General features: G+C 70.8%; 23 protein-coding genes. 11 read left to right on the forward strand and 12 right to left on the reverse strand.

The features are described from left to right. The first annotated feature begins 34 nt into the window (after nt 1-34). The 4 genes from dxs to ACWD35_RS29640 all read left to right on the forward strand — a co-directional run bounded on the left by dxs (nt 35) and on the right by ACWD35_RS29640 (nt 4,152). Nucleotides 35-1,942 (forward strand): 1-deoxy-D-xylulose-5-phosphate synthase, encoded by a 1,908-nt coding sequence (dxs, locus tag ACWD35_RS29625; RefSeq protein WP_451354382.1) that lies wholly within the window; start codon nt 35-37, stop codon nt 1,940-1,942. After that, nucleotides 1,939-3,324, forward strand: coding sequence for an aspartate aminotransferase family protein (locus ACWD35_RS29630; RefSeq protein WP_451354383.1), 1,386 nt, complete (start codon nt 1,939-1,941; stop codon nt 3,322-3,324). Before dxs ends, ACWD35_RS29630 begins: the two co-directional genes overlap by 4 nt. A gap of 85 nt (nt 3,325-3,409) precedes the next feature. After that, the gene (locus tag ACWD35_RS29635; RefSeq protein WP_451354384.1) at nt 3,410-4,033 is read left to right on the forward strand and encodes a helix-turn-helix domain-containing protein; all 624 of its coding nucleotides are present in this window, start codon (nt 3,410-3,412) and stop codon (nt 4,031-4,033) included. Further along, entirely contained in the window at nt 4,030-4,152 is a 123-nt protein-coding gene (locus ACWD35_RS29640) for a DUF6126 family protein (protein WP_451354385.1), read from the forward strand. The genes ACWD35_RS29635 and ACWD35_RS29640 overlap by 4 nt, the downstream gene beginning before the upstream one ends. A 27-nt stretch (nt 4,153-4,179) precedes the next feature. On the opposite strand, the gene ACWD35_RS29645 is transcribed toward ACWD35_RS29640, so the two are convergent. Continuing rightward, a complete protein-coding gene (locus tag ACWD35_RS29645; RefSeq protein ID WP_451354386.1) occupies nt 4,180-4,977 on the reverse strand; it encodes a tyrosine-protein phosphatase in 798 nt (265 codons plus the stop codon). A gap of 171 nt (nt 4,978-5,148) precedes the next feature. Here ACWD35_RS29645 and ACWD35_RS29650 point away from each other — a divergent pair, with 171 nt between their 5' ends. The 4 genes from ACWD35_RS29650 (at nt 5,149) to ACWD35_RS29665 (ending at nt 11,639) form a co-directional block, all read left to right on the forward strand. After that, a complete protein-coding gene (locus ACWD35_RS29650) occupies nt 5,149-7,236 on the forward strand; it encodes an alpha-galactosidase (RefSeq protein ID WP_451354428.1) in 2,088 nt (695 codons plus the stop codon). A gap of 166 nt (nt 7,237-7,402) precedes the next feature. Then, entirely contained in the window at nt 7,403-8,188 is a 786-nt protein-coding gene (locus tag ACWD35_RS29655; protein ID WP_451354387.1) for an SGNH/GDSL hydrolase family protein, read from the forward strand. A gap of 424 nt (nt 8,189-8,612) precedes the next feature. Then, a complete protein-coding gene (locus tag ACWD35_RS29660) occupies nt 8,613-9,806 on the forward strand; it encodes an MBL fold metallo-hydrolase (protein ID WP_451354388.1) in 1,194 nt (397 codons plus the stop codon). A 150-nt stretch (nt 9,807-9,956) separates the two neighbouring features. Further along, complete coding sequence (locus ACWD35_RS29665) at nt 9,957-11,639, forward strand: SWIM zinc finger family protein (protein WP_451354389.1); 1,683 nt, start codon at nt 9,957-9,959, stop codon at nt 11,637-11,639. A 48-nt stretch (nt 11,640-11,687) separates the two neighbouring features. On the opposite strand, the gene ACWD35_RS29670 is transcribed toward ACWD35_RS29665, so the two are convergent. Next, complete coding sequence (locus ACWD35_RS29670) at nt 11,688-12,263, reverse strand: NTPase (protein ID WP_451354390.1); 576 nt, start codon at nt 12,261-12,263, stop codon at nt 11,688-11,690. A gap of 74 nt (nt 12,264-12,337) precedes the next feature. On the opposite strand from ACWD35_RS29670, the gene ACWD35_RS29675 reads away from it, so the two are divergent. After that, complete coding sequence (locus ACWD35_RS29675; RefSeq protein ID WP_451354391.1) at nt 12,338-13,087, forward strand: SDR family NAD(P)-dependent oxidoreductase; 750 nt, start codon at nt 12,338-12,340, stop codon at nt 13,085-13,087. Nucleotides 13,088-13,110: 23 nt separating this feature from the next. Here ACWD35_RS29675 and ACWD35_RS29680 read toward each other — a convergent pair whose 3' ends face one another. From ACWD35_RS29680 to ACWD35_RS29690, 3 genes are all read right to left on the reverse strand, one after another. Continuing rightward, nucleotides 13,111-13,326 (reverse strand): hypothetical protein, encoded by a 216-nt coding sequence (locus ACWD35_RS29680; protein WP_451354392.1) that lies wholly within the window; start codon nt 13,324-13,326, stop codon nt 13,111-13,113. Between the two features lie 69 nt (nt 13,327-13,395). Further along, on the reverse strand, nt 13,396-13,545 hold the full coding sequence (locus ACWD35_RS29685) for a hypothetical protein (RefSeq protein WP_451354393.1): 150 nt from the start codon (nt 13,543-13,545) through the stop codon (nt 13,396-13,398). Nucleotides 13,546-13,632: 87 nt separating this feature from the next. Further along, nucleotides 13,633-14,562, reverse strand: coding sequence for an NmrA family NAD(P)-binding protein (locus ACWD35_RS29690; protein ID WP_451354394.1), 930 nt, complete (start codon nt 14,560-14,562; stop codon nt 13,633-13,635). Between the two features lie 245 nt (nt 14,563-14,807). On the opposite strand from ACWD35_RS29690, the gene ACWD35_RS29695 reads away from it, so the two are divergent. Beyond that, nucleotides 14,808-16,109, forward strand: a complete 1,302-nt coding sequence (locus tag ACWD35_RS29695; RefSeq protein WP_451354395.1) for a flavin-containing monooxygenase — start codon at nt 14,808-14,810, stop codon at nt 16,107-16,109. A gap of 77 nt (nt 16,110-16,186) precedes the next feature. On the opposite strand, the gene ACWD35_RS29700 is transcribed toward ACWD35_RS29695, so the two are convergent. From ACWD35_RS29700 to ACWD35_RS29730, 7 genes are all read right to left on the reverse strand, one after another. Further along, entirely contained in the window at nt 16,187-17,323 is a 1,137-nt protein-coding gene (locus tag ACWD35_RS29700) for a tryptophan dimethylallyltransferase family protein (protein WP_451354396.1), read from the reverse strand. Nucleotides 17,324-17,565: 242 nt separating this feature from the next. Beyond that, nucleotides 17,566-18,915 (reverse strand): cytochrome P450, encoded by a 1,350-nt coding sequence (locus ACWD35_RS29705; RefSeq protein ID WP_451354397.1) that lies wholly within the window; start codon nt 18,913-18,915, stop codon nt 17,566-17,568. 6 nt (nt 18,916-18,921) lie between these two features. Continuing rightward, the gene (locus tag ACWD35_RS29710) at nt 18,922-19,524 is read right to left on the reverse strand and encodes a GTP-binding protein (protein ID WP_451354398.1); all 603 of its coding nucleotides are present in this window, start codon (nt 19,522-19,524) and stop codon (nt 18,922-18,924) included. Continuing rightward, nucleotides 19,499-19,876, reverse strand: coding sequence for a DUF742 domain-containing protein (locus ACWD35_RS29715; protein WP_451354399.1), 378 nt, complete (start codon nt 19,874-19,876; stop codon nt 19,499-19,501). The genes ACWD35_RS29710 and ACWD35_RS29715 overlap by 26 nt, the downstream gene beginning before the upstream one ends. Beyond that, nucleotides 19,873-20,274, reverse strand: a complete 402-nt coding sequence (locus tag ACWD35_RS29720) for a roadblock/LC7 domain-containing protein (RefSeq protein ID WP_451354400.1) — start codon at nt 20,272-20,274, stop codon at nt 19,873-19,875. Before ACWD35_RS29720 ends, ACWD35_RS29715 begins: the two co-directional genes overlap by 4 nt. Continuing rightward, a complete protein-coding gene (locus ACWD35_RS29725) occupies nt 20,271-21,458 on the reverse strand; it encodes an ATP-binding protein (RefSeq protein ID WP_451354401.1) in 1,188 nt (395 codons plus the stop codon). The genes ACWD35_RS29720 and ACWD35_RS29725 overlap by 4 nt, the downstream gene beginning before the upstream one ends. A 209-nt stretch (nt 21,459-21,667) precedes the next feature. Beyond that, the gene (locus ACWD35_RS29730; protein ID WP_451354402.1) at nt 21,668-22,510 is read right to left on the reverse strand and encodes a pentapeptide repeat-containing protein; all 843 of its coding nucleotides are present in this window, start codon (nt 22,508-22,510) and stop codon (nt 21,668-21,670) included. A 539-nt stretch (nt 22,511-23,049) separates the two neighbouring features. Between ACWD35_RS29730 and ACWD35_RS29735 the strand changes: the two genes are divergently transcribed. Then, nucleotides 23,050-24,915 carry a sensor histidine kinase gene (locus ACWD35_RS29735; RefSeq protein ID WP_451354403.1) on the forward strand — a complete coding sequence of 622 codons (1,866 nt, stop codon included), beginning with the start codon at nt 23,050-23,052 and terminating at the stop codon, nt 24,913-24,915. The last annotated feature ends 19 nt before the right edge of the window (nt 24,916-24,934 follow it).

Below are 24,934 nucleotides of genomic sequence, written 5' to 3' on the forward strand. Positions count from 1 at the left end.
TGAGGCAAGGCACGGACCGAGAGGGGGCCCGAGCGTGACGATTCTGGAGAACATCCGGGGACCACGCGACCTGAAGGCGCTGTCCGAGGCGGAACTTCGCGAACTGTCCGACGAAATCAGGGAGTTCCTGGTGCAGGCGGTGGCCAGGACCGGCGGTCACCTCGGGCCCAATCTGGGGGTGGTGGAACTCTCCATCGCGCTCCACCGGGTCTTCGAGTCACCGGTGGACCGCATCCTGTGGGACACCGGCCACCAGAGCTATGTCCACAAGCTGCTGACGGGCCGTCAGGACTTCTCCAAGCTGCGCGGCAAGGGCGGTCTGTCCGGCTATCCCTCGCGCGAGGAGTCCGAGCACGACGTCATCGAGAACAGCCACGCCTCCACGGCGCTCGGCTGGGCCGACGGCCTTGCCAAGGCCCATCAGGTGCAGGGGGAGAAGGGCCACGTCGTCGCGGTCATCGGCGACGGCGCGCTGACCGGCGGCATGGCCTGGGAGGCCCTGAACAACATCGCGGCGGCCAAGAACCGGCCGCTGATCATCGTCGTCAACGACAACGAGCGGTCCTACGCCCCGACCATCGGCGGCCTCGCCAACCACCTCGCGACCCTGCGTACGACCGACAGCTACGAGAAGGTCCTCGCCTGGGGCAAGGACGTCCTGCTGCGCACGCCCGTCGTCGGCACCACCGTCTACGAGTCCCTGCACGGCGCGAAGAAGGGCTTCAAGGACGCCTTCGCCCCGCAGGGCATGTTCGAGGACCTGGGCCTGAAGTACGTCGGCCCGATCGACGGGCACGACATCAAGGCCGTCGAGTCGGCGCTGCGCCGCGCCAAGCGGTTCCACGGCCCGGTCCTGGTCCACTGCCTCACGCTCAAGGGCCGCGGCTACGAGCCCGCCCTCGCCCACGAGGAGGACCACTTCCACACCGTCGGCGTGATGGACCCGCTGACCTGCGAACCGATCGCTCCTTCCAACGGGCCTTCCTGGACCTCGGTGTTCGGTGAGGAGATGGTGCGGATCGGGGAGGAACGCGAGGACGTCGTCGCCATCACGGCGGCCATGCTGCACCCGGTGGGCCTCGGCAGGTTCGCCGAACGCTTCCCCGGCCGGGTGTGGGACGTGGGCATCGCCGAGCAGCACGCGACGGTCTCCGCGGCCGGACTCGCCACCGGCGGGCTGCACCCGGTCGTCGCCGTCTACGCCACCTTCCTCAACCGCGCCTTCGACCAGCTCCTGATGGACGTGGCCCTGCACCGCTGCGGGGTCACCTTCGTCCTCGACCGGGCCGGCGTGACCGGTGTGGACGGGGCTTCCCACAACGGCATGTGGGACCTGTCCGTCCTCCAGGTCGTACCGGGCCTGCGCATCGCCGCCCCGCGCGACCCCGACCAGCTGCGCGCCCAGTTGCGCGAGGCCGTCGCCGTGGACGACGCGCCCACCCTGGTCCGCTTCCCGAAGGAGTCCGCCGGCCCGCAGATCCCCGCGGTCGGCCAGGTCGGTGGCATGGACGTCCTGCACCGCGCCGAGCACCCCGACGTGCTCCTGGTGGCCGTAGGCGTGATGGCGCCGGTGTGCCTCCAGGCCGCCGAGCTGCTGGCGGCGCGGGGGATCAACTGCACGGTCGTGGACCCCCGTTGGGTCAAGCCCGTCGACTCCGCGCTGCCGGGCCTGGCCGCCGGACACCGGCTGGTGGCCGTCGTGGAGGACAACAGCCGTGCGGGCGGCGTCGGTTCGGCCGTGGCGCTGGCCCTCGGCGACGCCGACGTGGACGTGCCGGTACGGCGGTTCGGCATCCCGGAGCAGTTCCTCGCGCACGCCAAACGCAGCGAGGTACTGGCCGACATCGGCCTCACGCCCGTCGAGATCGCCGGACGGATCGGCGCGAGCCTGGCCGTCAGGCGCGTCGACGGCAACGGCACAGTCAAGGAGACAGCTGAATGACCACGGAGTTCGACCTCGGCGCCCTCCTCGCCGAGCGCGGAGCCGAGCGCTACGAGCTGCATGCGAGATACCTCAACCCGCAGCTCCCTCGCATGCTGCACACCATCGGCTTCGACAAGGTCTACGAGCGGGCGGAGGGCGCCCACTTCTACGACGCCGAGGGCAACGACTACCTGGACATGCTCGCCGGGTTCGGGGTGATGGGCCTCGGCCGGCACCACCCGGTCGTCCGCAAGGCGCTGCACGACGTCCTCGACGCCTCCCTCGCCGACCTGACCCGCTTCGACTGCCAGCCGCTGCCCGGCCTGCTCGCCGAGCGGCTGCTGGCCCACAGTCCGCACCTGGACCGGGTGTTCTTCGGCAACAGCGGCACGGAGGCCGTCGAGACCGCCCTGAAGTTCGCCCGGTACGCCACCGGCAAGCCGCGCGTCCTGTACTGCGACCACGCCTTCCACGGCCTGACCACGGGCTCCCTGTCGGTCAACGGCGAGGACGGCTTCCGGGACGGCTTCGCCCCGCTGCTGCCCGACACCGCCGTACCGCTCGGCGATCTCGACGCCCTGGCCAGGGAGCTGAAGAAGGGCGACGTGGCCGCCCTGATCGTGGAGCCGATCCAGGGCAAGGGTGTGCACGAGGCACCGCCCGGCTGGCTGCGGGCCGCGCAGGAGCTGCTGCACAAGCACAAGGCGCTGCTCATCGCCGACGAGGTGCAGACCGGCCTCGGCCGCACCGGTGACTTCTACGCCTACCAGCACGAGGAAGGCGTCGAACCGGACCTGGTGTGCGTGGCCAAGGCGCTCTCCGGCGGCTACGTCCCCGTGGGCGCCACGCTCGGCAAGGACTGGATCTTCAAGAAGGTCTACTCGTCCATGGACCGCGTCCTCGTCCACTCGGCGAGCTTCGGGTCCAACGCGCAGGCGATGGCCGCCGGCCTGGCCGTCCTGTCGGTGATGGAGAACGAGGAGATCGTCGCCGGGGTGCGGACGACCGGCGAGCTGCTGAAATCCCGCCTGACCGCGCTGATCGACAAGTACGAGCTGCTCGCGGATGTGCGAGGCCGGGGCCTGATGATCGGCATCGAGTTCGGCAGGCCCTCCTCGCTCAAGCTGCGCAGCCGCTGGACCATGCTCCAGGCCGCCCGCAAGGGCCTGTTCGCGCAGATGGTCGTCGTCCCGCTGCTGCAACGCCACCGGATCCTCACCCAGGTCTCCGGCGACCACCTGGAGGTGATCAAGCTGATTCCGCCGCTGGTCGTGGACGAGGCGGACGTGAACCGGTTCGTAGACGCCTTCACCCAGGTCATGGACGACGCGCACAGTGGCGGCGGGCTGCTGTGGGACTTCGGCAAGACCCTGATCAAGCAGGCGGTGGCCAACCGCTGACACCGGCCGCTGAGCTGTGCCGGTCAGTTTTTGCCTCTGAGGCAAGAAAATTGCCAGTGAGGCAATACTGCGGCTCAATGGAGGCATGAACGCCTCAGACGCCGTGCCACCGCCGGGCCAGGGCAACGACCTGCCCGCCGTGGCGCCGCAGCTGCGTGCCCTGCGCCGGCGCGCCGGCCTCACCCTGGAGGCCGCCGCCTCCTCCGCCGGGCTCTCGCCCGCCCACCTCTCCCGGCTGGAGACCGGGCAGCGCCAGCCCTCGCTGCCGATGCTGCTCGCGCTCGCCCGTATCTACGGTACGACCGTCTCCGAGCTGCTCGGGGAGACGGTCGCCGACCGGGACGCGATCGTGCGCGCCGCGGACATGGAGCCGACCCCGGCGGGCGGCTGGACGTACTTCCAGGCCGGGGCGCCCGGCCGGGGCATGCAGGCCCTGCGCGTGCGCGTGCCGTACGGCACGCAGGGCGACATCGTGCGCGTCCACCCCGGCGAGGAATGGCTGTACGTCCTCAAGGGGCGGCTGCGGTTGCGCCTCGGCGACACCGTGCACCTGCTCGCGCCCGGCGACAGCGCGCACTTCGACTCGCTCACCCCGCACCGGCTCGCCGCCGCGGACCCGGACGGCGTCGAGCTGCTGTTCCTCCACACCCTGCTGCAGAGCCCCACAGCCACCCTGTGCCTGGGCCCGTCGACCGGAGAGCTGCCATGACCAACCTTGAGGAAAAGTTCCCCCGCGCCCTGTGGGTGCGGCTGATCATCTACATCGCCGTCGGCCACATCTTCGCCGCCTTCCTCTACCTGCTGTTCGCGGTCGGCGGCAAGGGCTAGGCGGGGGCGGGACCGTCGGTCCGTCCGTCAGTCCAGCAGGCGCTCGCGCAGCCGCTCACGCGTCTCGGGCGTGAGGCCGAGGCCCCGCTCCAGGTAGGTGTCGACGCCGCCCCAGGCCTCGTCGATGCTCTCGAAGGCCGCCGCCAGGTACTCGGCCCGCGCGTCGAAGAGCGGGCTGAGCAGCTCCATCACCTCGGGGGTGTACGCCGTCGTGGCATCCCCGTTGCGCCGCACCTTGTAGCGGCGGTGCTTGGCGTTGGACTCCAGGTAGTCGGTGACGATCGCCTCGCGCTCCACGCCCACGGCGAGGAGCGTGACGGCTATGGAGATACCCGCGCGGTCCTTGCCCGCCGCGCAGTGCATCAGCGCGGGCACGCTGTCCTCGGCGATCGCGTGCAGCACCCGGGAGTGCTCGGCGGTGCGGTCCCTCACGATCATCCGGTAGGAGGCGATCATCCGGCCCGCCGCCTTGCCCTCGCCGAGGATGCCGCGCAGTTGCTCGATGTCGCCGTCGCGGACCATCTTCCAGAACTCGGCGCCGTCCGCCGGGTCGCTCAGCGGCAGGTTCACGTTCCGCACGCCGGGCAGCTCGACGTCCGGGCCCTCCAGCTTCTGGTCGGCCGCGTTGCGGAAGTCGAAGATCGTGTGCAGGCCCAGGGAGGAGAGGAAGGCCGCGTCCTCGTCGGTCGCGTGGGCGAGGTGCCCGCTGCGGAACAGCACTCCCTGCCGCACCCGGCGACCGTCCACGGTCGGCAGTCCACCCACGTCACGGAAGTTGCGAATCCCGGCCAGTTCGGGCTCGGTCGACGGGACCTGCTGGGTCACGGGGGCTCCTCCCGGTCGGCCCCGCCGCCGCTGTTCGTCGACGGGCGCTCTGACGACGATACGACATCGGTTTCCTCGGGCATTCAGTTATCCACAGGCATTGCCAGCGGGGGTCGCGGCCCGTGATGATGTTGGCACTTGAGCGGAACTGTTGACACCTGTGAGGTCTCGATAGTGGATATCGCCGAAGACGGACGTACGTGGCTCCTGTCGGGGCCGACCAGCAGCTATGCCCTGCATCTCACGCCGCGGGACGAACTCCTGCACCTCCACTGGGGGCCACGGATCGCCCTCGTGGACGCCGAGGCCCTGGCGGCCGACCCGCTGCCCGGCTACCGGCCCTTCGAGTCCCCGCTCGACGGCCGCGAGGAGTACCCCGTCGAGGGCGGCCCCCGCTTCGTCCGCCCCGCCCTGTCCGTGCGCACCGAGGAGCGGCGCGGCACCGAGTGGCGCTATGTGTCGTACGACACCGAAGGCGACGGAGAAGGCACCGAGCTGCGGCTCCGCTTCGAGGACGACGGCCTGGCCGTCACCCTGCACTACCGGATGCGCGGGGACGTCGTGGAGCGCTGGGTGACCGTGGCGAACGGCGGGCACGCGCGCGTGGAGCTGCTGCGCGCCGACGCGGCCACCTGGACCCTGCCGGACCGCGAGGGCTGGCGGCTGTCCCAGCTGCACGGCCGCTGGGCCGCCGAGTCCCGGCTCACCGCCGCCCCCCTCACCTACGGCGAGAAGGTCATCGGCAGCCGGCGCGGCCACACCGGCCACCAGCACCTGCCCTGGGTCGCGCTCGACACCGACGCCGGCGAGGAGCATGGCGAGGTCTACGGCTGCGCGCTCGCCTGGTCCGGCACCTGGCGCATCGCGGTCGCCCAACTCCCCGACGCGCGTGTGCAGATCACCGGCGGCGCCGGCCACGACGACTCGGGCCTGCTGATGCTGGAGGCGGCGGAGTCGTACACGAGCCCGGTCTTCGCGGGCCTCTGGTCCGACGGCGGCTTCGGCAGCGCGAGCCGCGCCTGGCACGCGTACCAGCGCGCGTACGTGGTCCCGGACGCGGACCGGGACCGGCCGGTGCTCTTCAACTCCTGGGAGGCGACGAACTTCGACATCTCCGAGGAGCAGCAGGCCGCCCTCGCCCGGCGGGCCGCCGCGATCGGCGTCGAGCTGTTCGTCGTCGACGACGGCTGGTTCGGCGCCCGCACCAGTGACCGCGCCGGACTCGGCGACTGGACGCCCAACCCCGACCGGTTCCCGCAGGGCCTCAAGCCCCTCGCCGACCAGGTGCACGGCCTCGGTATGCAGTTCGGCATCTGGGTCGAGCCCGAGATGGTCAACCCGGACAGCGAGCTGTACCGCGCCCACCCCGACTGGGTGCAGTACCAACCGGGACGAAAGCGGACGGAATTTCGCAACCAGCTCGTGCTCAACCTGGCCCGCGAGGACGTCCGGGACTATCTCTGGGGGCAGCTGGACGCCGTCCTGTCCAGCGCCCCCGTCGACTACGTGAAGTGGGACTTCAACCGCTGCTTCACCGACGCGGGCTGGCTCGGGGAGCCGTACCCGCAGCGCCTGTGGGTCGACCATGTCCGCGCCCTGTATGCCCTGCTGGACCGGCTGCGCGCGGCCCACCCCGGGGTCGCCTTCGAGTCCTGCTCGGGCGGCGGCGGCCGGATCGACCTCGGGGTGATCAGCCGTACCGACCAGGTGTGGACCTCCGACAACACCGACCCCGTCGACCGCCTCGCCATCCAGCACGGCTTCAGCCAGATCCACCCCGCGCGTGTGATGGCCGCCTGGGTCACCGACAGCCCGAACACCCAGCTCAACGGGCGTGTCAGTCCGCTGCGGTTCCGTTTTGTCAGCTCGATGGCCGGCGTCCTCGGCGTCGGCGGCGACCTCACCGAGTGGACGGAGGAGGAGCTGGCCGAGGCCGGGAAGTGGGTGGCCCTCTACAAGGAGATCCGCCCGCTGGTCCAGCGTGGCGACCTCTACCGGCTGCGGCCCCCGACGGGCGGTCTCAGTGCCGTCCAGTACGTCCTCGGCGACGAGGCCGTGGTCCTCGCCTGCCTCCGGGCGCAGAGCTACGGCGAACCCGTACCGACGGTGCGGCTGCGCGGGCTGGATCCGACGGCGTCGTATGAATGCTGTGAAACGGGCGAAGTGCACCGAGGTGCGGTGCTCCTGCATCACGGGCTGCGCACCGGACTGCGGGGCGACCTGGATGCGACGGTTGTCCGTCTGCGCCGCATCCGGTAGATCGCACTTTCAACACCGTGGACAGGCGTTGTATTCCGGATCGGACAACGATATGAGCGTGGCTCATCTCACCGTTCGTCAACCCCCGCCTACGGTCGCGTAGGTCACATCCCAAGGGGAATCATGGTCCGACGTGGCAGACGATTCGAAGAATGACAAAAGATCAGTGATCGGGTCGTACGTGGCGGTGGGGGACAGCTTCACCGAGGGCGTCGGCGACCCCGGCCCGGACGGGGCGTTCGTCGGCTGGGCCGACCGGTTCGCGGTCCTGCTCGCCGACCGGCAGCCCGAGGGCGACTTCGCGTACACGAACCTTGCTGTGCGCGGAAAACTGCTCGACCAGATCGTGGCCGACCAGCTCCCGAAGGCCGTGGAACTGGCCCCGGACCTCGTCTCCTTCTGCGCGGGCGGCAATGACATCATCCGGCCCGGCACCGACCCGGACGAGGTGGCCGAGCGGTTCGAGCGGGCCGTGGCCCGGCTCGCGGAGGCCGCGGGCACGGTGCTGGTGACGACCGGCTTCGACACGCGTGGCGTTCCCTTGCTCAAGCACCTGCGGGGCAAGATCGCCACCTACAACGGGCACGTCCGTGCCATCGCCGACCGGTACGGCTGCCCCGTGATCGACCTGTGGTCCCTCAAGTCCGTCCAGGACCGCCGGGCCTGGGACGACGACCGGCTCCACCTCTCTCCGGAGGGGCACACACGGGTGGCGCTGCGCGCCGGCCAGTCTCTCGGCCTCGACGTCCCCGCCGACCCGGAGCAGCCCTGGCCGCCGCTCCCGCCCCGCGGCACGCTCGACATCCGCCGCGACGACGTCCACTGGGCCCGCGAGTACCTCGTCCCGTGGATCGGCCGCCGTCTGCGCGGCGAATCCTCCGGCGACCACGTCACGGCGAAGGGCACGCTGTCGCCGGACGACATCAAGACCCGGATCGCTTCGGTGGCCTGAGCCGACGGCGGGGGCCCGTGCCCCGTACCGAGAGCTTTTCGGTGCGGGGCGCGGCCGTGCGCGCGGGGCCGTGAGGCCTCTCGGCGCGGGGTGCAACCACGTGAGTCGGCGGCGGGTGCTTCGGCACAGGGCACTTCCACGTGTGCGGGCCGCGAACCTTCGAGTGCGGTGTGCTCCCGCCCGCCGCGCCGCCGCCAGCCCTTGGCCTGGCCCGTGGGCGCGTACCAGCGCACCGCGTCCCGCAGCAGCTCCTGAACCGAGAGTCGGTATCCCGGGTCCGCTTCGCCTTCTCGATGTGCTGAACGGATATCCGGTAGGGCCCCGCGGAACCGTACCGACCCCCGGGGCCCCCGGTCTGTCGGAGGGGCCGACCATAATGGAGGGCCTCAGCGACTCCACCCGAGCGACGCCACCTGGAGGTACCGTGACCGGTTTGCGTTCCCAGAGCCCCGGGCTCAGCATGCTGCGGCCCGCGGCCTTCGGCGCGGACCCCGGCGGGGAACGCCTGGCGCGCATCCGCCGCTCCCCCCACTTCAAGGACGGCGTCTTCCAGAACCCGGGCGGCCTCGCCCGCACCCGGCCCTCCGGCTCCATGCTGGAGTTCGCGAAGGTCTTCTTCGACAAGGACACGCGGCCCCTGCGCGCCCCCAAGGGGACCGTCCCGGTGCACCCCACGACCCTCGCCGACCTCGCCAAGCCGCCCGCCACGGGGCTGCGGGTGACCTGGATGGGCCACTCCAGCGTGCTCGCGGAGATCGACGGCCACCGCGTCCTGTTCGACCCCGTATGGGGTGAGCGCTGCTCCCCGTTCCCGTTCGCCGGGCCCAAGCGGCTGCACCCGGTGCCGCTGCCGCTGGCCGCGCTCGGCCCGGTCGACGTCGTCGTCATCTCGCACGACCACTACGACCACCTGGACATGCCCACGATCAAGGAGCTGGCCGGTACCGACACCGTGTTCGCCGTGCCGCTCGGGGTCGGTGCGCACCTGGAGCACTGGGGCGTTTCGGCGGACCGGCTGCGCGAACTGGACTGGCACGAGTCGACCCGGGTCGGCGGCCTCACCCTCACCGCGGCCCCGGCCCGCCACTTCTGCGGACGCGGCCTGCGCAACACCCAGCACACCCTCTGGGCGTCCTGGGCCGTGGCCGGTGACGAGCACCGGATCTACCACAGCGGCGACACCGGGTACTTCGACGGCTTCCGGGACATCGGCGCCGCGCACGGTCCGTTCGACGCCACGATGATCCAGATCGGGGCGTACAGCGACTTCTGGCCCGACATCCACATGACCCCGGAGGAGGGCCTGCGCGCCCACCTCGACCTCCAGGGCGGAGCCCCGCACGGCGCGCTGCTGCCCATCCACTGGGGCACCTTCAACCTCGCCCCGCACGCCTGGGCCGAGCCGGGGGAGTGGACCAAGGACGCCGCGGAGGCGGCCGGCCAGGCGGTGGCGCTGCCCCGGCCCGGCGAGCCCTTCGAGCCGGCCGGGCAGCTGCCCACGGCCCCCTGGTGGCGCGCCGCGTCCCCGTCCGTCGCCCGCCCGTGGCTTCGGCCCCAGCCCGTACAGGCTGCTGCCGAGGCCCGAGAGGACGATCTCGACTTCGCAGGCGAGGTGTGACATCGAGCGAGCATGAAATCGGCCGGATCACAGAGATGTTGAGCCGGTGTCCCGGTGCAGAGCGCGACCGCGCGATGTAGCACTCCGGCGTTTCTGGTGAGGTCGGCGGATCTCGCACCCGCCACTCTGCGGGAGCGGTTGAATGCCGGTGTGGCATGGAAAGCAGTGGGTTTCGGCGAGGACGATCTGCGGGCCCTGGCCGGGGCTCGGTCCTTCGATCGAGGGCTGGGGTATCTGGACGCGGTGAGTGGCCTGGAGGTGGGCGACGGGTCGGTCACCGCCGTCGTACACGGCACAGGTGTCTACGAGGTGCAGCTCACCCTCGGCGAGGGCGTCGGAGTCTCCGGGTGGTGCGACTGCCCGTACGGGCAGGAGGGCAACTTCTGCAAGCACTGCGTGGCGGTGGGTCTGACCGTGCTGCGGCAGTCGGAGGCGATTCCGCGTCAGCGGGCCGCCGCCCGGATGCGAGCCGCCGGCTTTGAGATCTGGCTCACGGCGCTGACCCAAGCCGAACTCCTCGCGCTGGTGCGGGAACTGGTCGCTGGTGACCGGGAGCTGAGGCGGAGGCTGGAGCTGCGGGCCGCAGCCGCGCGCTCTGACCTCGACACGGTCCGGGAGCGCCTTATGGCGCTGATCGATCCGCGGCGGTTCGCCCGGTACGGGTACGTCGAGTACGCCGATGCCCCCGGGTACGCGCGGCAGGTCGCGGAGGCGGCGGACGCACTGCGCGCCCTGACCGCCGGTGGGCAGGCGGCGCGGGCGGTCGGCCTGGCCGAGGAGGCGATCCGGGCGCTCGGCGAGGCCTACGCGGAGATCGACGACTCGGACGGCGTGGTCGGGCAGGCCGTTGCCGTGGTGGCCGAGGCCCACCTGGAGGCGTGCCGAACGGCGCGGCCGGATCCCGGGCGGCTGGCCGAGTGGCTGGTCGGCCATGTGCTCGGCGACTGGAATGACGCGACGGACCTCGATCCGCTCGACTACGCCCGTGTCCTGGGGCCGGCCGGGCTGGCCCGCATGCGGCAGCTGGCGGCCGAGGCGCGGCGGCGCAGCCCGCACGGCTGGGCGGAGCGGTATCTGATGGAGCGCCTGGTCAGGGCGGAGGGCGATGTGGACGCGCTGGTCGCTCTGTATGCGAAGGACTTGATTCCGTCCGGCGCCACGCATCTGCGCATCGCCGAGGAGCTGGACGCTGCGGGTCGCGAGGACGAGGCGCTGGCGTGGGCGGAGCGCGGGCTGCGGGACACCGTGTCCGAGGCTCACGTCGACGGCCGTCTGGCCGACTACGTGTGCGCCCGCTACGTGCGGGCGGGCCGGACGGCCGACGCGGTCGCGGTCCGCCGGGACCGCTTCCGGGCGGAGCGCTCGCTCGCCGCCTACCAGCAGCTGCGCAGCGTCGCGCGGGACGCAGGCTGCTGGGAGACGGAGCGGGAGGCGGCGCTCGCGGCCCTGCGGCACGACGCCCGCGGGGAGCGCGGCGGCTGGTACCGCGGCGCTGTGCTGATTGACGCGCTGCTGGATGACGGCGATCTGGATGCCGCCTGGCGGGAGGCGGCCGACCGTGCCGACGACCGGCAGTGGCAGCGGCTCGCCGACCTCTCGCGCGAGAGGCGCCCGGCCGATGCACTCGCGGTGTACCTGCGATTGATCGAACCGCTGAAGGAGCCGACCGGGGACCGCGTCTACGACCGCATGGCGCAGTTGCTGCTCAACGCCCGTGACTGCCACCAGGCGCTGGGCACCGAGGCCGAGTTCACCGCCTACCTCGTTGCCCTGCGGGCGGAGCTGAAGCGGAGGCGCAAGCTGATGAGCATCCTCGACCGGCACGGGCTGTGAACCCTGCCTCCAGAGGGCGTGGGAGCCGGTTTTCAGGCCCAGGACGGTTCATGAGGGCCTGCGTTCCAGCCGGGCCGCGAGTGCCTCGGGCAGGTTGTCCCGGTTGGCCGGGGTGAGGTGGACGACCTCGACGTCGGGCCGCCGTCCGAGGGCGTCGGTGAAGGGGTCGCGGTGCGCGTGAACCGTGGCGACGATGTCCGCGTCCGAGTCGAACAACGCCTGGACCGCGTCCCGGAACGGGGTGCAGGCCAGCTCCATCCGGCCGAGTTCGTCGATGAGAACGAGCCGCCCGGGTGCCGCCATCGGCTGGATCGAGGGGACGGCCAGCCGTTCCATGACGCTCAGGTCGACCCCGTACCGCCCGACACGAGTCGGGCCCGGGAAGTCCGTGTGGGCGAGGACCGCCCGCCGGCCCGTCAGTGTCTCCAGGGCGAAACCGACCCGGGCGCCGGCCTCCCGGATCTCCTCCGTGGTGAAGCCGACCGCCTCGCGATTGCGCAGCAGCACCGCGAGCCGCCGCATGGCGGTCGTCTTGCCCACGCCCGGGCGTCCTTCGAGCAGAATCCTTGTCGGCACACTGCCATCCTCGGCGCACTGCCGTCTGCGCGCGCGTTCGACGACCACACCGCCATCCCGCGGCGGTACAGCGGGGAGCGGATACCGGATCTCCCACGACTCACACGTGAATGGTCACAGTCATGAACAGACTGGACGGCAAGGTTGCCCTCGTCACCGGCGGCAGCAGCGGTATCGGATTCGCGATCGCGCAGAGGTTCGTGGAGGAAGGTGCCTACGTGTTCATCACCGGGCGGCGCCGGCCCGAACTGGACAAGGCGAAGGACGAGATCGGTAGGAACGTCACCGCAGTTCAGGGCGACGTCACTGTCCCCGCCGACCTCGGCCGGCTCTGCCAGGCCATCGAGAGGGAGAAGGGGAAGATCGACGTCGTCGTCGCCAACTCGGGTCTGGCCGAACCGCAGGAGTTCGGCCAGATCACCGAGGAGAGCTTCGCCCGTACCTTCGACCTCAACGCCCGCGGCACCCTCTTCACCGCCCAAGGAGCGCTGCCCCTGATGAAAGACGGCGGCTCGATCATCCTCGTCGGATCGATCGCCGCCTACACCGGCGTCGCCGGGTACACCACGTACAGCGCCACCAAAGCCGCCGAGCACTCCTACGCCCGCACGTGGACCAAGGAGCTGGGGGACCGCGGCATCCGGGTCAACACCCTCAGCCCCGGTCCGATCGACACCCCGATCATGGACAGCCAAGCAGACTCCAAGGAAGGCGCGGACGCGATCAGAGCTGCCTTCGCATCGGTCATCCCCCTCGGACGCCTGGGACGCCCCGGGGAAGTCGCCGAGGCCGCCCTCTTCCTGGCATCCGACGAGAGCAGCTTCTGCGCAGGCATGGACCTGAGCGTCGACGGCGGCATGGCTCAAGTCTGAGGCTGGAGTCTGTCGATCCGGAGTCACAGTTGGGGAGGTACGTCTCCGCCGAGGAGAGTGATCAGCTGGGCCAGGAGGGCGTCGAGTTCGCGGCCGACGTCGGCGATCCGCGGGTTGCCGTAGCTGGCGAACAGCAGGCTGGGCTGGTCGACGGCGAGTTTGGTGTCGCCGTCGGGGTCGGCGTAGAGCAGGGTCCGCAGTGGTGCGTGCAGCATGACCGACGGGTCGTGGCGGAACATGCGTTCGGCGATGGGGGAGCGCCACAACGAGCCGCCGGGCGGGGTGGTCGATGACGGCGGTGTCCACGGTCATGGCTGTGCCTGTTCGTCGTCAGAGCGGACGAGTTCGACGTCGTGGATGTCGGGCGTGATGGAAGGGAGGTTGAGGTTGACGCTGTTGTCGGGGTTGCGGCGGAAGACTCGGCGGCGCGCCGCCAGGTCTGCCCGGCCTCGCGCCACGGTTCGATCTCGCGGACCCGCACGTCCGGATGGGTGGTTCGTCACTCATGGGCCGGGTCCTTTCCGGGCGGCTCCGGCGTGGGAAGTTCAGCGGGTGAACAGGCCGGGGTTCTTGCGGACGTAATCCGCCACCCCCGAAGGAGGCCGCCCGGTGACCTGCTCGACCCCGTCCGCCTTGCGGTCATAGCGATTCTCCGCATGAAGGCGAGCCATGGTGGAGATGTGCTGGAAGACGTGCTCCGGCAGCCCCAGCGGCCTGAGATCGTCGTCGATCCATTCCTGCAGTGGGACGTCGGTGTAGCTGACCGGTCGGCCAAGAGCTGTGGAGACCTCCGCGGCCATGGCGGCGATGTCCTCCGAGCGGGGGCCGGTCAGCTCGTAGATCCGGCCGATGTGCGGGGCCGGGTCGGCCAGGATCTCCTCCACGACCGCGGCGACGTCGCCGGCCGCCACCGGGGAGGTCTTCGCCTGACCGAAGGGCAGTCTGATGGTGCCGTCGCTTGCGATCGAGGAGAAGCCGACGCGGAAGAGCGGGTTCTCCATGAACACGGTGGGCCTGATCTGGACGACGGGCAGGCCTGACCAGTCGAGGACCTGCTCGACCAGCCACTGCTCCCGCTGCTGCACCGACTCGGAGGTGCTGGTGAGGTCCATCTCGGAGACCGTCAGCTGCGACATGTTCACGAACGCTTCCAGGCGCCCGCACGCGCGCGCTACGGCCGCCGCCGTCGCAGCAGCCTCCAGATACTGCGCCGACACGCCCATCCCGAAGTACATGCGTCCGCAGCCGGTCAGGGCGTCGGCGATGTCGCCCGCACGCGTCAGGTCTCCGACGACGACCTCGGCACCGGTCGCGCGCAGCGCCTGCGCCCGCTCGTCATCGCGCCGCACCATGGCCCGGACGGGCAGGCCCCGCTGCCGGAGGCCTTCGACCACGGACCGCCCGACGGCGCCGACACTGCCCGCCGCGCCCGTCACCAGAACGGGCAGTACGCCGGCATCCGAAGTCTGGTACATACGGGCAGCGTGCGGTGCCCGCGGTCAGGACGCAACTGCAGCCCGGCGAGCCGTCGGCGCTGCGACATCAGTCGCCCGCGAGCCCTTCGAGCCGGCCGGGCAGCTGCCCATGGACCCCTGGTGGCGCACCGTGTCCCCGTCGATGTGATCCGTGCCCTGAGTCCGTGTTGCTGGTGTGAGGCGTGGGCCGGCTGGGAAGTCAAGGACTGTTCAGAACGGAGGGTTTCTGTGGTGTGGGGGCAACGTTGAGTGTGTGCGTGATCGGTGCGGGCCTGTCGGGACTGGCGGCTGCGCACGCTCTCGCGGAAAGCGGGATCGAGTTCGTCTGTCTGGAGCGGGCGGTGGACGTCGGAGGAATCTGGCGTCAGCCGCAGGCCGGAGAGACCGGGCCCGGCTATCTGTCGCTGCATCTGAACACCGCGAAGCACCTCACGGGTTACAGAGGCTTCCCGATGCCCGACGCCTTTCCCCTTTACCCCCGGCACAGCGACGTCGCCGCCTATCTGCGGTCCTTCGCGGAGTGGGCCGGGGTGCTGGACCGCATCGAGCTCGGCACAGAAGTGGTCTCGGTGCGTCAGGAGCCCGACCTGTCATGGACGGTCGTCAGCCGGGACGCGGGCGGGGCGATGACGTCCCGGCGTTTCGCGCATGTGGTCGTCGCCTCCGGCCACAACACGGAGCCGGCGCTGCCGAAACCGGCGCCGCCGGGTTCCGACGCGTTCACCGGCACGATTCTGCACGCGCTCGACTACCGCGACGGCAGCGACTTCAGCGGGCAGCGAGTCGTCGTCGTGGGCCTCGGCGCGTCCGCGGTGGACATCGCCGCGGACCTCTCCCGGCACGCTGCGCGGACCGTGCTCTCGGTGCGCCGGGGACTGCACATCGTTCCCAAGCAGCTCTACGGCATGTCGGTCGACGAGATGGCCGAAGCGCCCTGGTTCACCAGCATGTCGTTCGCCGAGCAGATCCGCTTTTGCGAGCAGGCCCTGCTCGTCGCCCGGGGCAGACTCGCCGACTACGGCCTGCCCGAGCCCGACCATCCGCTCTTCTCCTCTCCGGTCACCATCTCGGACGAACTCCTCAGCCGAATACGCCACGGCGCCGTGCACCCCAGGCCGGCGATCGACTTCCTCGACGGACGACGGGTCGTCTTCACCGACGGGACGTCGGAGGAGGCCGACGCGATCGTCTACTGCACCGGCTACCGCATGTCCTTCCCGTTCCTGCCCGCCGGGTGTCCGGCCGGGCCGCGGGGAGCGGTCGAGCTGTACCGACGGGTCGTCGCCCCCGATCATCCCGGCCTGCACTTCATCGGCCTGGTCCGCCCGATGGGCTCGATCACCCGCCTCGTGGAGGCCCAGTCGAGCTGGGTCGCCCGGATCGTTGCCGGCGAGGCCGTCCTGCCGTCCACGGACGTCATGCGCGAGGAGATCGCCGCGTACCTGAACGGCATCGCCGGACGGTACGGCACGGCGGAGGGCGGCACGTCCATCCAGGTCGACGTCGGCCCCTATCTGCGGGAGATGCGGGAGCTGCAGGACGCTTAGGCCCTGTCGGCCTACAGGAAGCTCCTGGTGGACGTCCACCAGGAGCCTCCTGCTCACGGGCCGCGGCCGGTAAGCGGCTAGTGCGCTGCTGCGAGCCCGAGGGCCGGCACGGCGGCCGGCGGCCTGACGGCGTACGCCTCCGAGGAGACGTAGGCGGTCACCCGCGGCGGACAGCCTTGCTGATGGGCCAGCGCCAAGTAGGCGATGAGGCCCACGCCGTCCGACAGCCGCCGCGTGGTGAGGGCGGACAGGGCCCCGAGGAGCGGGGTGGTGTCCATGCCGTAGTGACGGAGCAGGGTCCCGGCGCGTTCGAGGGCTTCCCCGTCGTGGCGGGCGTAGTCGCGCACCGGGATGTGGACGGTGAAGCCGCTGGGCGGGCCGGTCTCGGTCAGGGCATGGCAGGTCAGGCCCGGCCGTCGGTCGAGCGGCAGGCCCCGCTCGTCGTCGGCGTCAACGTACCCGGAGGCGATGCGGAAGAACTCACGGATCTCGCTCTTTCCGGGGCCCGGGCCCATCCGGGACAGGCCGCCCGCCTCGGCGGCAGACAGGCCGAGGTGCCGGAGGTACACCTTCACCCGTGGCACCGCCCAGTCGCCCAGGTCCAGGGCGAGGAACGGACAGCCGTCGGCCTCCGGCAGCGCCGCGTACGCCCGCCGGTGGCCGAGCCGGCGCAGCGCCTGCCGTACCGTCTCGGCGGAACGTTCCGCCCCTGACGCGGCCGGATTCAGATACACCTTGACCTTGGGTACGCCGCCGGGCCGCAACTCCAGCGCGCACCACAGCGCGAAGGTGCCGTGGGGCGTGGACGGGAAGAAGAGATCCGCCAGTTCGTCCAGCCGGTCGGTGGAGAAGTGCCAGCGCCGGGCCATCGCGCGGAGGACGTCCAGGCCGACTCGTCCGTTCTCCGCCAGGCTGGCCGCGCCACAGCCCGGTTCCAGCAGCACGCGCAGCGCCGGGGGCTTGCCGACGGTGAAGGAGAGGGAGAACTCCACCGGCGTATGGTCGTCGGAGAGGAAGCTAGGGGTGGGAGGCGGCAGGTCAAGCGGCCGTTCGGCGGCGGGACCCAGCGTCGCGACCAGGGTGTGCGCGTACGTCTCCGCGTCGGCCGGACCCAGCCCCACGACCTCGCACAGGCGCAGCAGCTGGTCCGCCGTGAATCCGCCGAGCGTACCGGCTCCCGGATGCCGCGGGGCGTCGAAGAGCGAGCCGGTCACCGGCCCCCCGCCGCGATCAGGGGGGCGCAGGAAGATACCTGCCCGGTGGATATGTGGTCCACAACAACTCCTTTTCCTCGTACGCAACACGGATACCGCGGGGATCAGTACCCCCGCGGTAGAACCGTCATGCAGTGGTGAGGAAGTGGCGGATGATGTGTGGATCACTTCACGATGGCATGGGCTTCACGCGCACCTGTGCTGGTCGTCAACCGTTCCTGGGGGCTGAGTGCGCGGGCGGGCTATTTCGTCAGCCAGTTCAGGAACTGGCTCCAGAGTCCCTTGCCTTCGGCCTTGGCGGCCTCGCCCGGATGTTCCTGACGCACCGGCGCCTCCGGAGTGGCCTGCACACCGGTCCGCCGGGCCGAGTGGACGGGGGTGAAACGCGCGGGCAGAGTGGCCAGGGCCCGGTTGAAGGGGCCGGGGCGCCAGATCAGGCTGTCCTCCGGGACGGCGAGTTCCACGTCCGGCAGCTGGTTCAGCAGGTTCTCGATGGCGGTGACAGTGATCTGCCGCGCCGGCTCCTTGGACGGGCAGCCGTGCGGGCCCGCGCTCCACGCCAGGTGGGACCGGTTGCTGCCGGCCTGACGCGAGGCCGCCAGCGCCGGGCCGGTGTTGGCCGCGGCGAAGCTGACCAGCATGAGCTCGCCTGCCTGCACTTTCTGCCCCGCGAACTCCATGTCGGCGGCCGGGTAGTGCGGCGCGTAGTTCGCCATGGGCGGGTTGTCCCACAGTGTGTCGTCGAGGGCTTCCTCGATCAGGCCGCCCCCGTCGGCGTAGCGGTCGTCGGTGAGCAGCCGGTGCAGAGTGTTGCCGATGAGGTTGCGCAGCGGCTCCGCGCCCGCGCCGAGGAGCAGCGCGAGCTGGTGCACCATCTCCTCGTCCGTCAGCCGTGCCTGGTGCTGCATCAGCCACGAGGTGACGTCGTCGCCGGGCCGGGACCGCTTGAGGGCGACCAGTTCCCCCACGGCTCCGAAGAGCACCTCGGTGGCCTTCTCCGCGTTGATGCCGTCGAACATCCCGGAGATGCCGAACAGGACGCGGTCGCCGATGTCCGCCGGGCAGCCGAAGAGCTGGTTGAACACGAACAGCGGCAGCTGCTTGGCGTAGTCGCCGAGCAGATCGGCCGAACCGCGCGGGCCGAACTGGGCGATGAGGTAGTTGGAGATCTGCTCGGTGGTCCGGCTCAGCTGGTGCGAGTCGACGCGGGCCATGCTGTCGGTGATCGCCTGGCGCAGCCTCAGATGCTCGGCGCCGTCACTGAACATGCAGTTCGGACGGTACGCAAGGAGGGGTGCGACCGGGCTGTCCGGCGGAATCCGGCCTTCGGTGAAGGCCCGCCAGCGACGCGCGTCCTTGCGGAAGGAGCCGTTGTCCTGGAGCAGTTGCAGCGCGGTCGGGTAGTCGGTGACGAGGGTGGCGTCCACGCCCGGAGCGAGTTCCACGGGCGCGGTCGGCCCGTAGTGGCGCAGATAGGCGTAGTACGCCTGGGGGTCAGCCGCGAACTCCGCTCCGTACAGCGGAATCCGGCCGCCGAAGGCGTGGGCAGGGCATCCGGGCGGGGGCACCGGAGCGGGGGTCTGAGCGTCCATGGGGGCTTACTGCTCCTGTTGGGCACGGTCCAGCAAAAAGCGGACGAGGGTGGTCAGTGCTGCGGCGGACGACTTCTCGTCGCGTGCGTCGCAGGTGACGACGGGGGTGTCGTCGAGCAGATCCAGTGCCTCACGCAGAGCCGCTTCGCCGCGCAGGGGTGTGCCGTCGAAACGGTTGACGGCGATGGCGTAGTCGAGTCCGTACTGCTCGATCAGGTCGATGACCGCGAAGGAGTCCGCGAGGCGCTCGGGGTCGATGAGGATCAGTGCCCCGAGGGCGCCGCGGGCGAGGTCCTCCCACATCTGCACGAACCTGTTCTGGCCGGGGGTCCCAAACAGGTACAGCACGATGCGGTCGCTGATGGTCAGGCGTCCGAAGTCCATGGCCACCGTGGTGGTGGTCTTGCTCCGGACCCCCTTGAGATCGTCGACGTGCTCCGCGGCGCGCGTCATCGTCTCCTCGGTCGACAACGGCTCGATCTCGGAGATCGACCCGATGAACGTGGTCTTGCCCACCGCGAAGTGCCCGACGACGAGGATCTTCACCGGGATCTGCGTCGCTCCGTCGCGAACGTAGAGCTGTTCAGCCAAACTTGGCGCGGAGACCATTGAGTACCTCCTCCAGGATCTCCTTGTCGGTGAGGGCGGCGCGCTCCACCGGCGGGCGGGTGATGAGGTAGCCGCCTTCGGCGAGGGAGGCGAGGACGATCTTCACCACGCCCAGCGGCAGCCGGGTGTGCCCCGCGATCTCGGCCACCGTGAGGTAGCCGGCGGAGCAGATGTCCAGCAGCCGCTGCTCCTCGGGTGACAGCCGGGTCGGCAGCTGCCGTTCCTCCGGCGCCGCCGTCACCAGCGTGATCAGGGAGAGCTGCTCCTCGTCGGGCAGGTCGCGCCCTTTGGTGATGACGTACGGTCGCACTAATTCCGCGGACTCGGACGCCCACTCGTCGCGGCCGGTCATGAGCGCGCGCCGAGGTTCTCGCGCGGCGGCGTCATCAGCACCTTGCCGAGCTGGCCGACGAGCTGCTGCATCCGGAAGGTGATGTCCGCCATGTCGACGTCCGGGGCGGCGGAGACAGCGAGGTAGGCGCCCTCGCCCGCGGAGATCAGGAAGACCCAGCCGCCGTCGAACTCGACCAGGGTCTGCCGCCACCGTGCGCGCGGGTCCTCACAGAAGAACCCGAGCGAGCGGCTGAGCGACTGCACCCCGCTCATCGCGGCGGCGACCCGGTCCGCATTGTCCTTGTCGTAGTCCTTCGACCGGGCCATCAACAGACCGTCGGCGGATATCAGGACAGCGTGCAGGGCCCCGGGAATCTCCAGGGCGCTGTCGAGCATCCATGACAGATCGTCGTTCACGAAACCTCATGTCCTTCGCTGCTTGCGCCAGGTGTGCTGCTTGTCCGGTCCACGGCGTCTGGATCCGCGGCCCGGCCGGACCGCGTGCCCCGCTGGAAGGCGCCCATGATCGCCGCCGCCTCCGCGCCGGAGCGGCCCGGAGCCTGCGCGGACGGCGCACTGCTCGGCACGATGGTCATCGGCCGCTTGCGGCGCCGTTTCGGCAGGCCGTCGGCGGTCGGGGAGGTCTCCGACACGGTTTCGGGTCCGCTCTGCTGCAGTACAGCGGTCTGATGCGGTACGGCGGTGTCGGCCACGGCCGGCGCCGGCGTCTTCTGCTCCGGCACGCCGGTGAGCAGGTCGTGCGGCAGCAGCACCACGGCGCGCACGCCTCCGTACGGGGAGGAGGAGTCCACCGACACTTCGAAGCCGAAGCGCTCGCACAGCACGCCGATCACCGCGAAACCGAACTGCGGCGGGTTGCCGAGCCCGGAGACGCCCGAGACCCGGTTGCTGGACAGGAGCTTCTCGGCCCGGGCCCGCTCCTCGTCGTTCATGCCGACACCGGCGTCGTCGACGACGATGCAGATGCCCTTGGGCACGGTCCGGGCGTTGATCTCGACGACGGTGTCCGGGCTCGAGTAGCTGGTGGCGTTGTCGAGGAGCTCGGCGAGCGTCAGCGCCACCGGTTCGACGGCCCGGCTGGTGATGCCGAAGTCGACCCGGGAGAGGATCTCCACGCGCCGGAAGTGACGGATCCTGCCCTGGGCGCTGCGGACCACGTCGTACACCGAGGCGACGTCGCGCTGCCGGCCCAGCCAGCCGTCGCAGAGGACGGCGATCGACTGCGCGCGCCGGCCGAACTGCGAGTTGGTGTGGTCGATTTCGAGCAGGTCCTGGAGCATGGCGGACTCGCCGTACTTGTTCTGCAGCCGGGAGATGATCAGCTGCTGCTCGGCGGCGAGGCCCTGAAGCGTCCGCATGGCGGACTTGAGGACGGTCTTCGTCCCCTCCTCGGCCTGCTCCTGGGCCGCCTCCACGGACTGTGTGTAGTGGTTCTCCAGGTTGGAGTAGTGGGTCCTGAGCCCGTCGAACTCCTGTCGCAAGCTCCGAGCCGCCCTGCGCTGGCGGACGATGACGGCGATGGCGGCAAGAACGAGGACCAACAGAGCCCAGAGCACAGGGTTCTGTACGTAATCCGTCATAAGACTCTCTTCAGGCGACCGACGGCCAGTTGCTGAATTCCCGTCAACGCGGGCGGACCGGCGGACCACCCGCATCGGGAGGCCGCTCGAACCGCCCCTCGAAGTCGGAGGTGTCTTGAGCTCATCCGCCCGCCCACGTGCGCGGTGATCGTATCACCGTGCGAATACGTGATGGTCAGTCAATAGACAGAGGTGCGTAGGTGATTCACTCATGCACGCCAGTGCGCGGGGCGGCCGAGCGCGGCAGGCAACTCGGTCGCCGCGTCGCCCTTGGCGGCGTTCAGCTGCGCCTGGGTGAGGAAGAGGGCGCCGGTCAGGCGGGCGCCGCTCAGGTCGGCGTCGCGCAGGTCGGCCCCGATCAGGTCGGCGTCGCGCAGATCGGCCCCGCTGAGGTCGGCGGCGACGAGCAGGGCACCGCGCAGGCTCGCGCCCCTGAGGTCGGCGCCGGACAGCTTCGCGCCGATCAGATCGGCTCCGCGGTGGTTCTTCTTGCGGCCCGGGACCTGGGCCCGGACGAGCTCGCTGGACTTCAGCAGCAGCGTGTTGACCTCGCCGCGCAGCGCGTTCACGTCCAGCCCGGTGATCGACTCGGCGCTGCCGCGGGTCAGGCTGTCGATGTGGGCCAGCGCCCGCCGCAGCTCCTTGTGGACGGGGCGGGCCGGTCCGAGGTCCAGGGCCTCGGTGACGTACCAGAGCAGCTCGTGCAGCTGCCGCATGACGGGGAAGACCTCGAACATGGAGCGCGCCGTCTTCGGCGCCTGGCGCCAGTCGGTGCCGCCGAAGGTGACCTGGGACACCTTCTGCCCGGCGCCGAAGCAGTCGAAGACGGTGCAGCCGGGGTAGCCCTTGTCGCGCAGCTGTGCGTGGATGCCACACCGGAAGTCCGGCTGGAGGTTCGAACACGGCTGCCCGGCGGGCTTGTTGACGGCGAAGTCGGCCGAGCGGGCGAAGGGCAGGGCCGCGCAGCACAGGCCGAAGCAGTCGGCGCAGTCGGCCTGCAGGTCCTTGCGGTCCTGGCCGGTGGGAGAGGGGACTCCGTGCTGTGACGACACCGTGCGTGCTCCTGTTGGGCGACGGGCACCGCGTACTACGGCGCTTCGAGAACGGCCTTCGATTCTCGCAGACGCATGGGCGAGGGCCGGCTGTCTGTGACGGAAGGTGACGGAGGCCAGGGCGGCGACGTGCGGTGCTCAGGTGCCCTGGAGAAAGGGTGATCCCGACGGAATTTCATGGCTGGAAATTCTGGAGGGGCGTTCGAGAACGGATCGGAGCTCGCTCGGTGCTCGTCCCGTTCTTTCGCCGCTTCTGCCGAGGGCCGGCGCGCACGCCGTGGTGTGCCTCGGCCCTCCGCCCGTTCCTGGCTGTTTCTGATCGAGTTGGACCGAATCGCTTTTCCTTTGTCCGGGCAATACGGCGCTGTTATCGGTCTGTAGTGCGAGGCTTAATACCAGAGCGGGATGCTCCCCGGGGGAGTTTGTCAACTGCCCACCGCACATGATGCTCAGGCAACTACTGTGAGTGTCCGCCGCGCGTGACCACTTCGTACGCCGCGCGAACAAAACCGGCCCGACGGACCAGTACGAGGACGTAGATGTCTCAGCTCCGTGCACCGGCCACCCGAGCCGACCGCCGAGAAGGCGGCCGACACGGGCGGCCGGTCGCCCGAACCGCTCCCGCACTGCCCGAGACGCACATACGGCCGCAGCTCATGCGGCTCGCCGTGCTCCCGCCGGTCGCCGTCGCGCTCAGCGCAGGCGCGGCCGTCCTGTTCAGCGTCCGCTCCACCGGCGCACGCACCGGCCCTGCCCTGTGGGCCGTGCTCGCCGGAGCGGTGACGGTGACCGTCGCGGGCATCCTCATCGCCGCCGTGGCCGCCGACCGCGCCGCCCGCTCGGTGAGCGACCGCATCGACGCGCTGCGCCGTGGCACCGCCCGCGGCGAGGCCGACCTGCACGAACTCGTCGACGCGCTGCGCAAGGGGCAGACCCCGCCGCAACGGAAGACCCGCCGCCGCCCGCCCGAGGACGCCGACGACTTCGAACTCCTCGCCGCCGACCTGGCCCGCGCGCACGACGGCGCCGTCACCGCCGTCGTCCAGGCCGCCCAGCTCTCCAGCCAGACGGGCAGCGAGCAGAAACTCGAAGTCTTCGTCAACCTCGCACGCCGGCTTCAGTCCCTCGTGCACCGGGAGATCTCGATCCTCGACGAGCTGGAGCACGAGATCGAGGACCCCGACCTGCTCAAGGGCCTCTTCCACGTGGACCACCTCGCCACCCGCATCCGGCGGCACGCCGAGAACCTCGCCGTGCTCGGCGGTGCCGTCTCGCGGCGGCAGTGGAGCAACCCGGTCAGCATGACCGAGGTGCTGCGCTCCGCCATCGCCGAGGTCGAGCAGTACTCCCGGGTGAAGCTGGTGCCGCCCGTGGACGGCGAGCTGCGCGGGCACGCCGTCGCCGACTTCATCCACTTGCTCGCCGAACTCGTGGAGAACGCCACGGTGTTCTCCGCCCCGCACACCCAAGTGCTGCTGCGCGCCAACCTCGTCACCTCCGGGCTCGCCGTGGAGGTCGAGGACCGCGGGCTCGGCATGCCCGTCGGCGAGCAGAGCAGGATGAACGACCTGCTCGCAGACCCCGACCAGGTGAACGTCGCGCGGCTGCTCGCCGACGGCCGCATCGGCCTGTACGTCGTCTCCCAACTCGCCCGGCGGCACGGCATCACCGTGCGGCTCCAGACCAACATCTACGGCGGTGTGCAGGCCGTACTCGTGGTCCCGCAGGCGCTGTTGGGTACGGCGCCGGGTGAGCCGGGGGCACCGGGCTCCGCCGCCGGGGAGGGGGCCGAGGCCGGAGCCCTGTCGGCCGCGTCGCCGACACCGCCGTCCCGCGAGCACCAGCAGCCGCAACAGCATCAGCGACCGCAGGAGCACGAGCAGCCGCACCGCCGGCCCCAGCAGCCGTACGCCTCCGTCGACGCGCCGCGACCGCGCGAAGAGGCGCCGGCGCCGTTGCCCGTGCGCGGTGCCCATGACGACCGGCGCACCCCCGCCCAGGCCGTACCCGGTATCGGTCCCGAGCACCGGGCCGCCGTCGAGGCGAACGCGGGCATCCTGCCCAGCCCGCGCGGCGAGACGGTGCACGGCACCCTGGAGAAGCCCCGACTGCCGCGCCGCCGCGCCCAGGAGCACCTCGTGCCCCAGCTCCGCGGCGGCCCCGCCCCGCGCCAGGACGGCGACACCGTCGCGGGCCACGACCCCGGACTGATGGCCGCCTTCCAGCGCGGGATCGGACTCGCGGAGGCCCAGCAGCAGTTGGAGTCGGCCCACGAGGAGTCAACGGCTTTTGAGGGTGCGGGACATATGGATCCGGCCGCCATAGCGGAGCCCTATGCCCATGTGCCGCCGTCCCACGACAGCCACGGCACCGGCCGACCCGACGGGAGCGCACCGGCCGGATGACCACCCTGTCCCGTCCCAC

Source organism: Streptomyces sp. NPDC002671 (assembly GCF_053592475.1).

What these genes read in the sequence shown, in the direction of transcription:
- ACWD35_RS29630 (WP_451354383.1), top strand. Translation starts at nt 1,939, where the DNA reads ATGACCACGGAGTTCGACCTCGGCGCCCTCCTCGCCGAGCGCGGAGCC.
- ACWD35_RS29635 (WP_451354384.1), top strand. Translation starts at nt 3,410, where the DNA reads ATGAACGCCTCAGACGCCGTGCCACCGCCGGGCCAGGGCAACGACCTG.
- ACWD35_RS29640 (WP_451354385.1), top strand. Translation starts at nt 4,030, where the DNA reads ATGACCAACCTTGAGGAAAAGTTCCCCCGCGCCCTGTGGGTGCGGCTG.
- ACWD35_RS29675 (WP_451354391.1), top strand. Translation starts at nt 12,338, where the DNA reads ATGAACAGACTGGACGGCAAGGTTGCCCTCGTCACCGGCGGCAGCAGC.
- ACWD35_RS29680 (WP_451354392.1), bottom strand. Translation starts at nt 13,326, where the DNA reads ATGTTCCGCCACGACCCGTCGGTCATGCTGCACGCACCACTGCGGACC.
- ACWD35_RS29690 (WP_451354394.1), bottom strand. Translation starts at nt 14,562, where the DNA reads ATGTACCAGACTTCGGATGCCGGCGTACTGCCCGTTCTGGTGACGGGC.
- ACWD35_RS29705 (WP_451354397.1), bottom strand. Translation starts at nt 18,915, where the DNA reads ATGGACGCTCAGACCCCCGCTCCGGTGCCCCCGCCCGGATGCCCTGCC.
- ACWD35_RS29710 (WP_451354398.1), bottom strand. Translation starts at nt 19,524, where the DNA reads ATGGTCTCCGCGCCAAGTTTGGCTGAACAGCTCTACGTTCGCGACGGA.
- ACWD35_RS29715 (WP_451354399.1), bottom strand. Translation starts at nt 19,876, where the DNA reads ATGACCGGCCGCGACGAGTGGGCGTCCGAGTCCGCGGAATTAGTGCGA.
- ACWD35_RS29725 (WP_451354401.1), bottom strand. Translation starts at nt 21,458, where the DNA reads ATGACGGATTACGTACAGAACCCTGTGCTCTGGGCTCTGTTGGTCCTC.
- ACWD35_RS29735 (WP_451354403.1), top strand. Translation starts at nt 23,050, where the DNA reads ATGTCTCAGCTCCGTGCACCGGCCACCCGAGCCGACCGCCGAGAAGGC.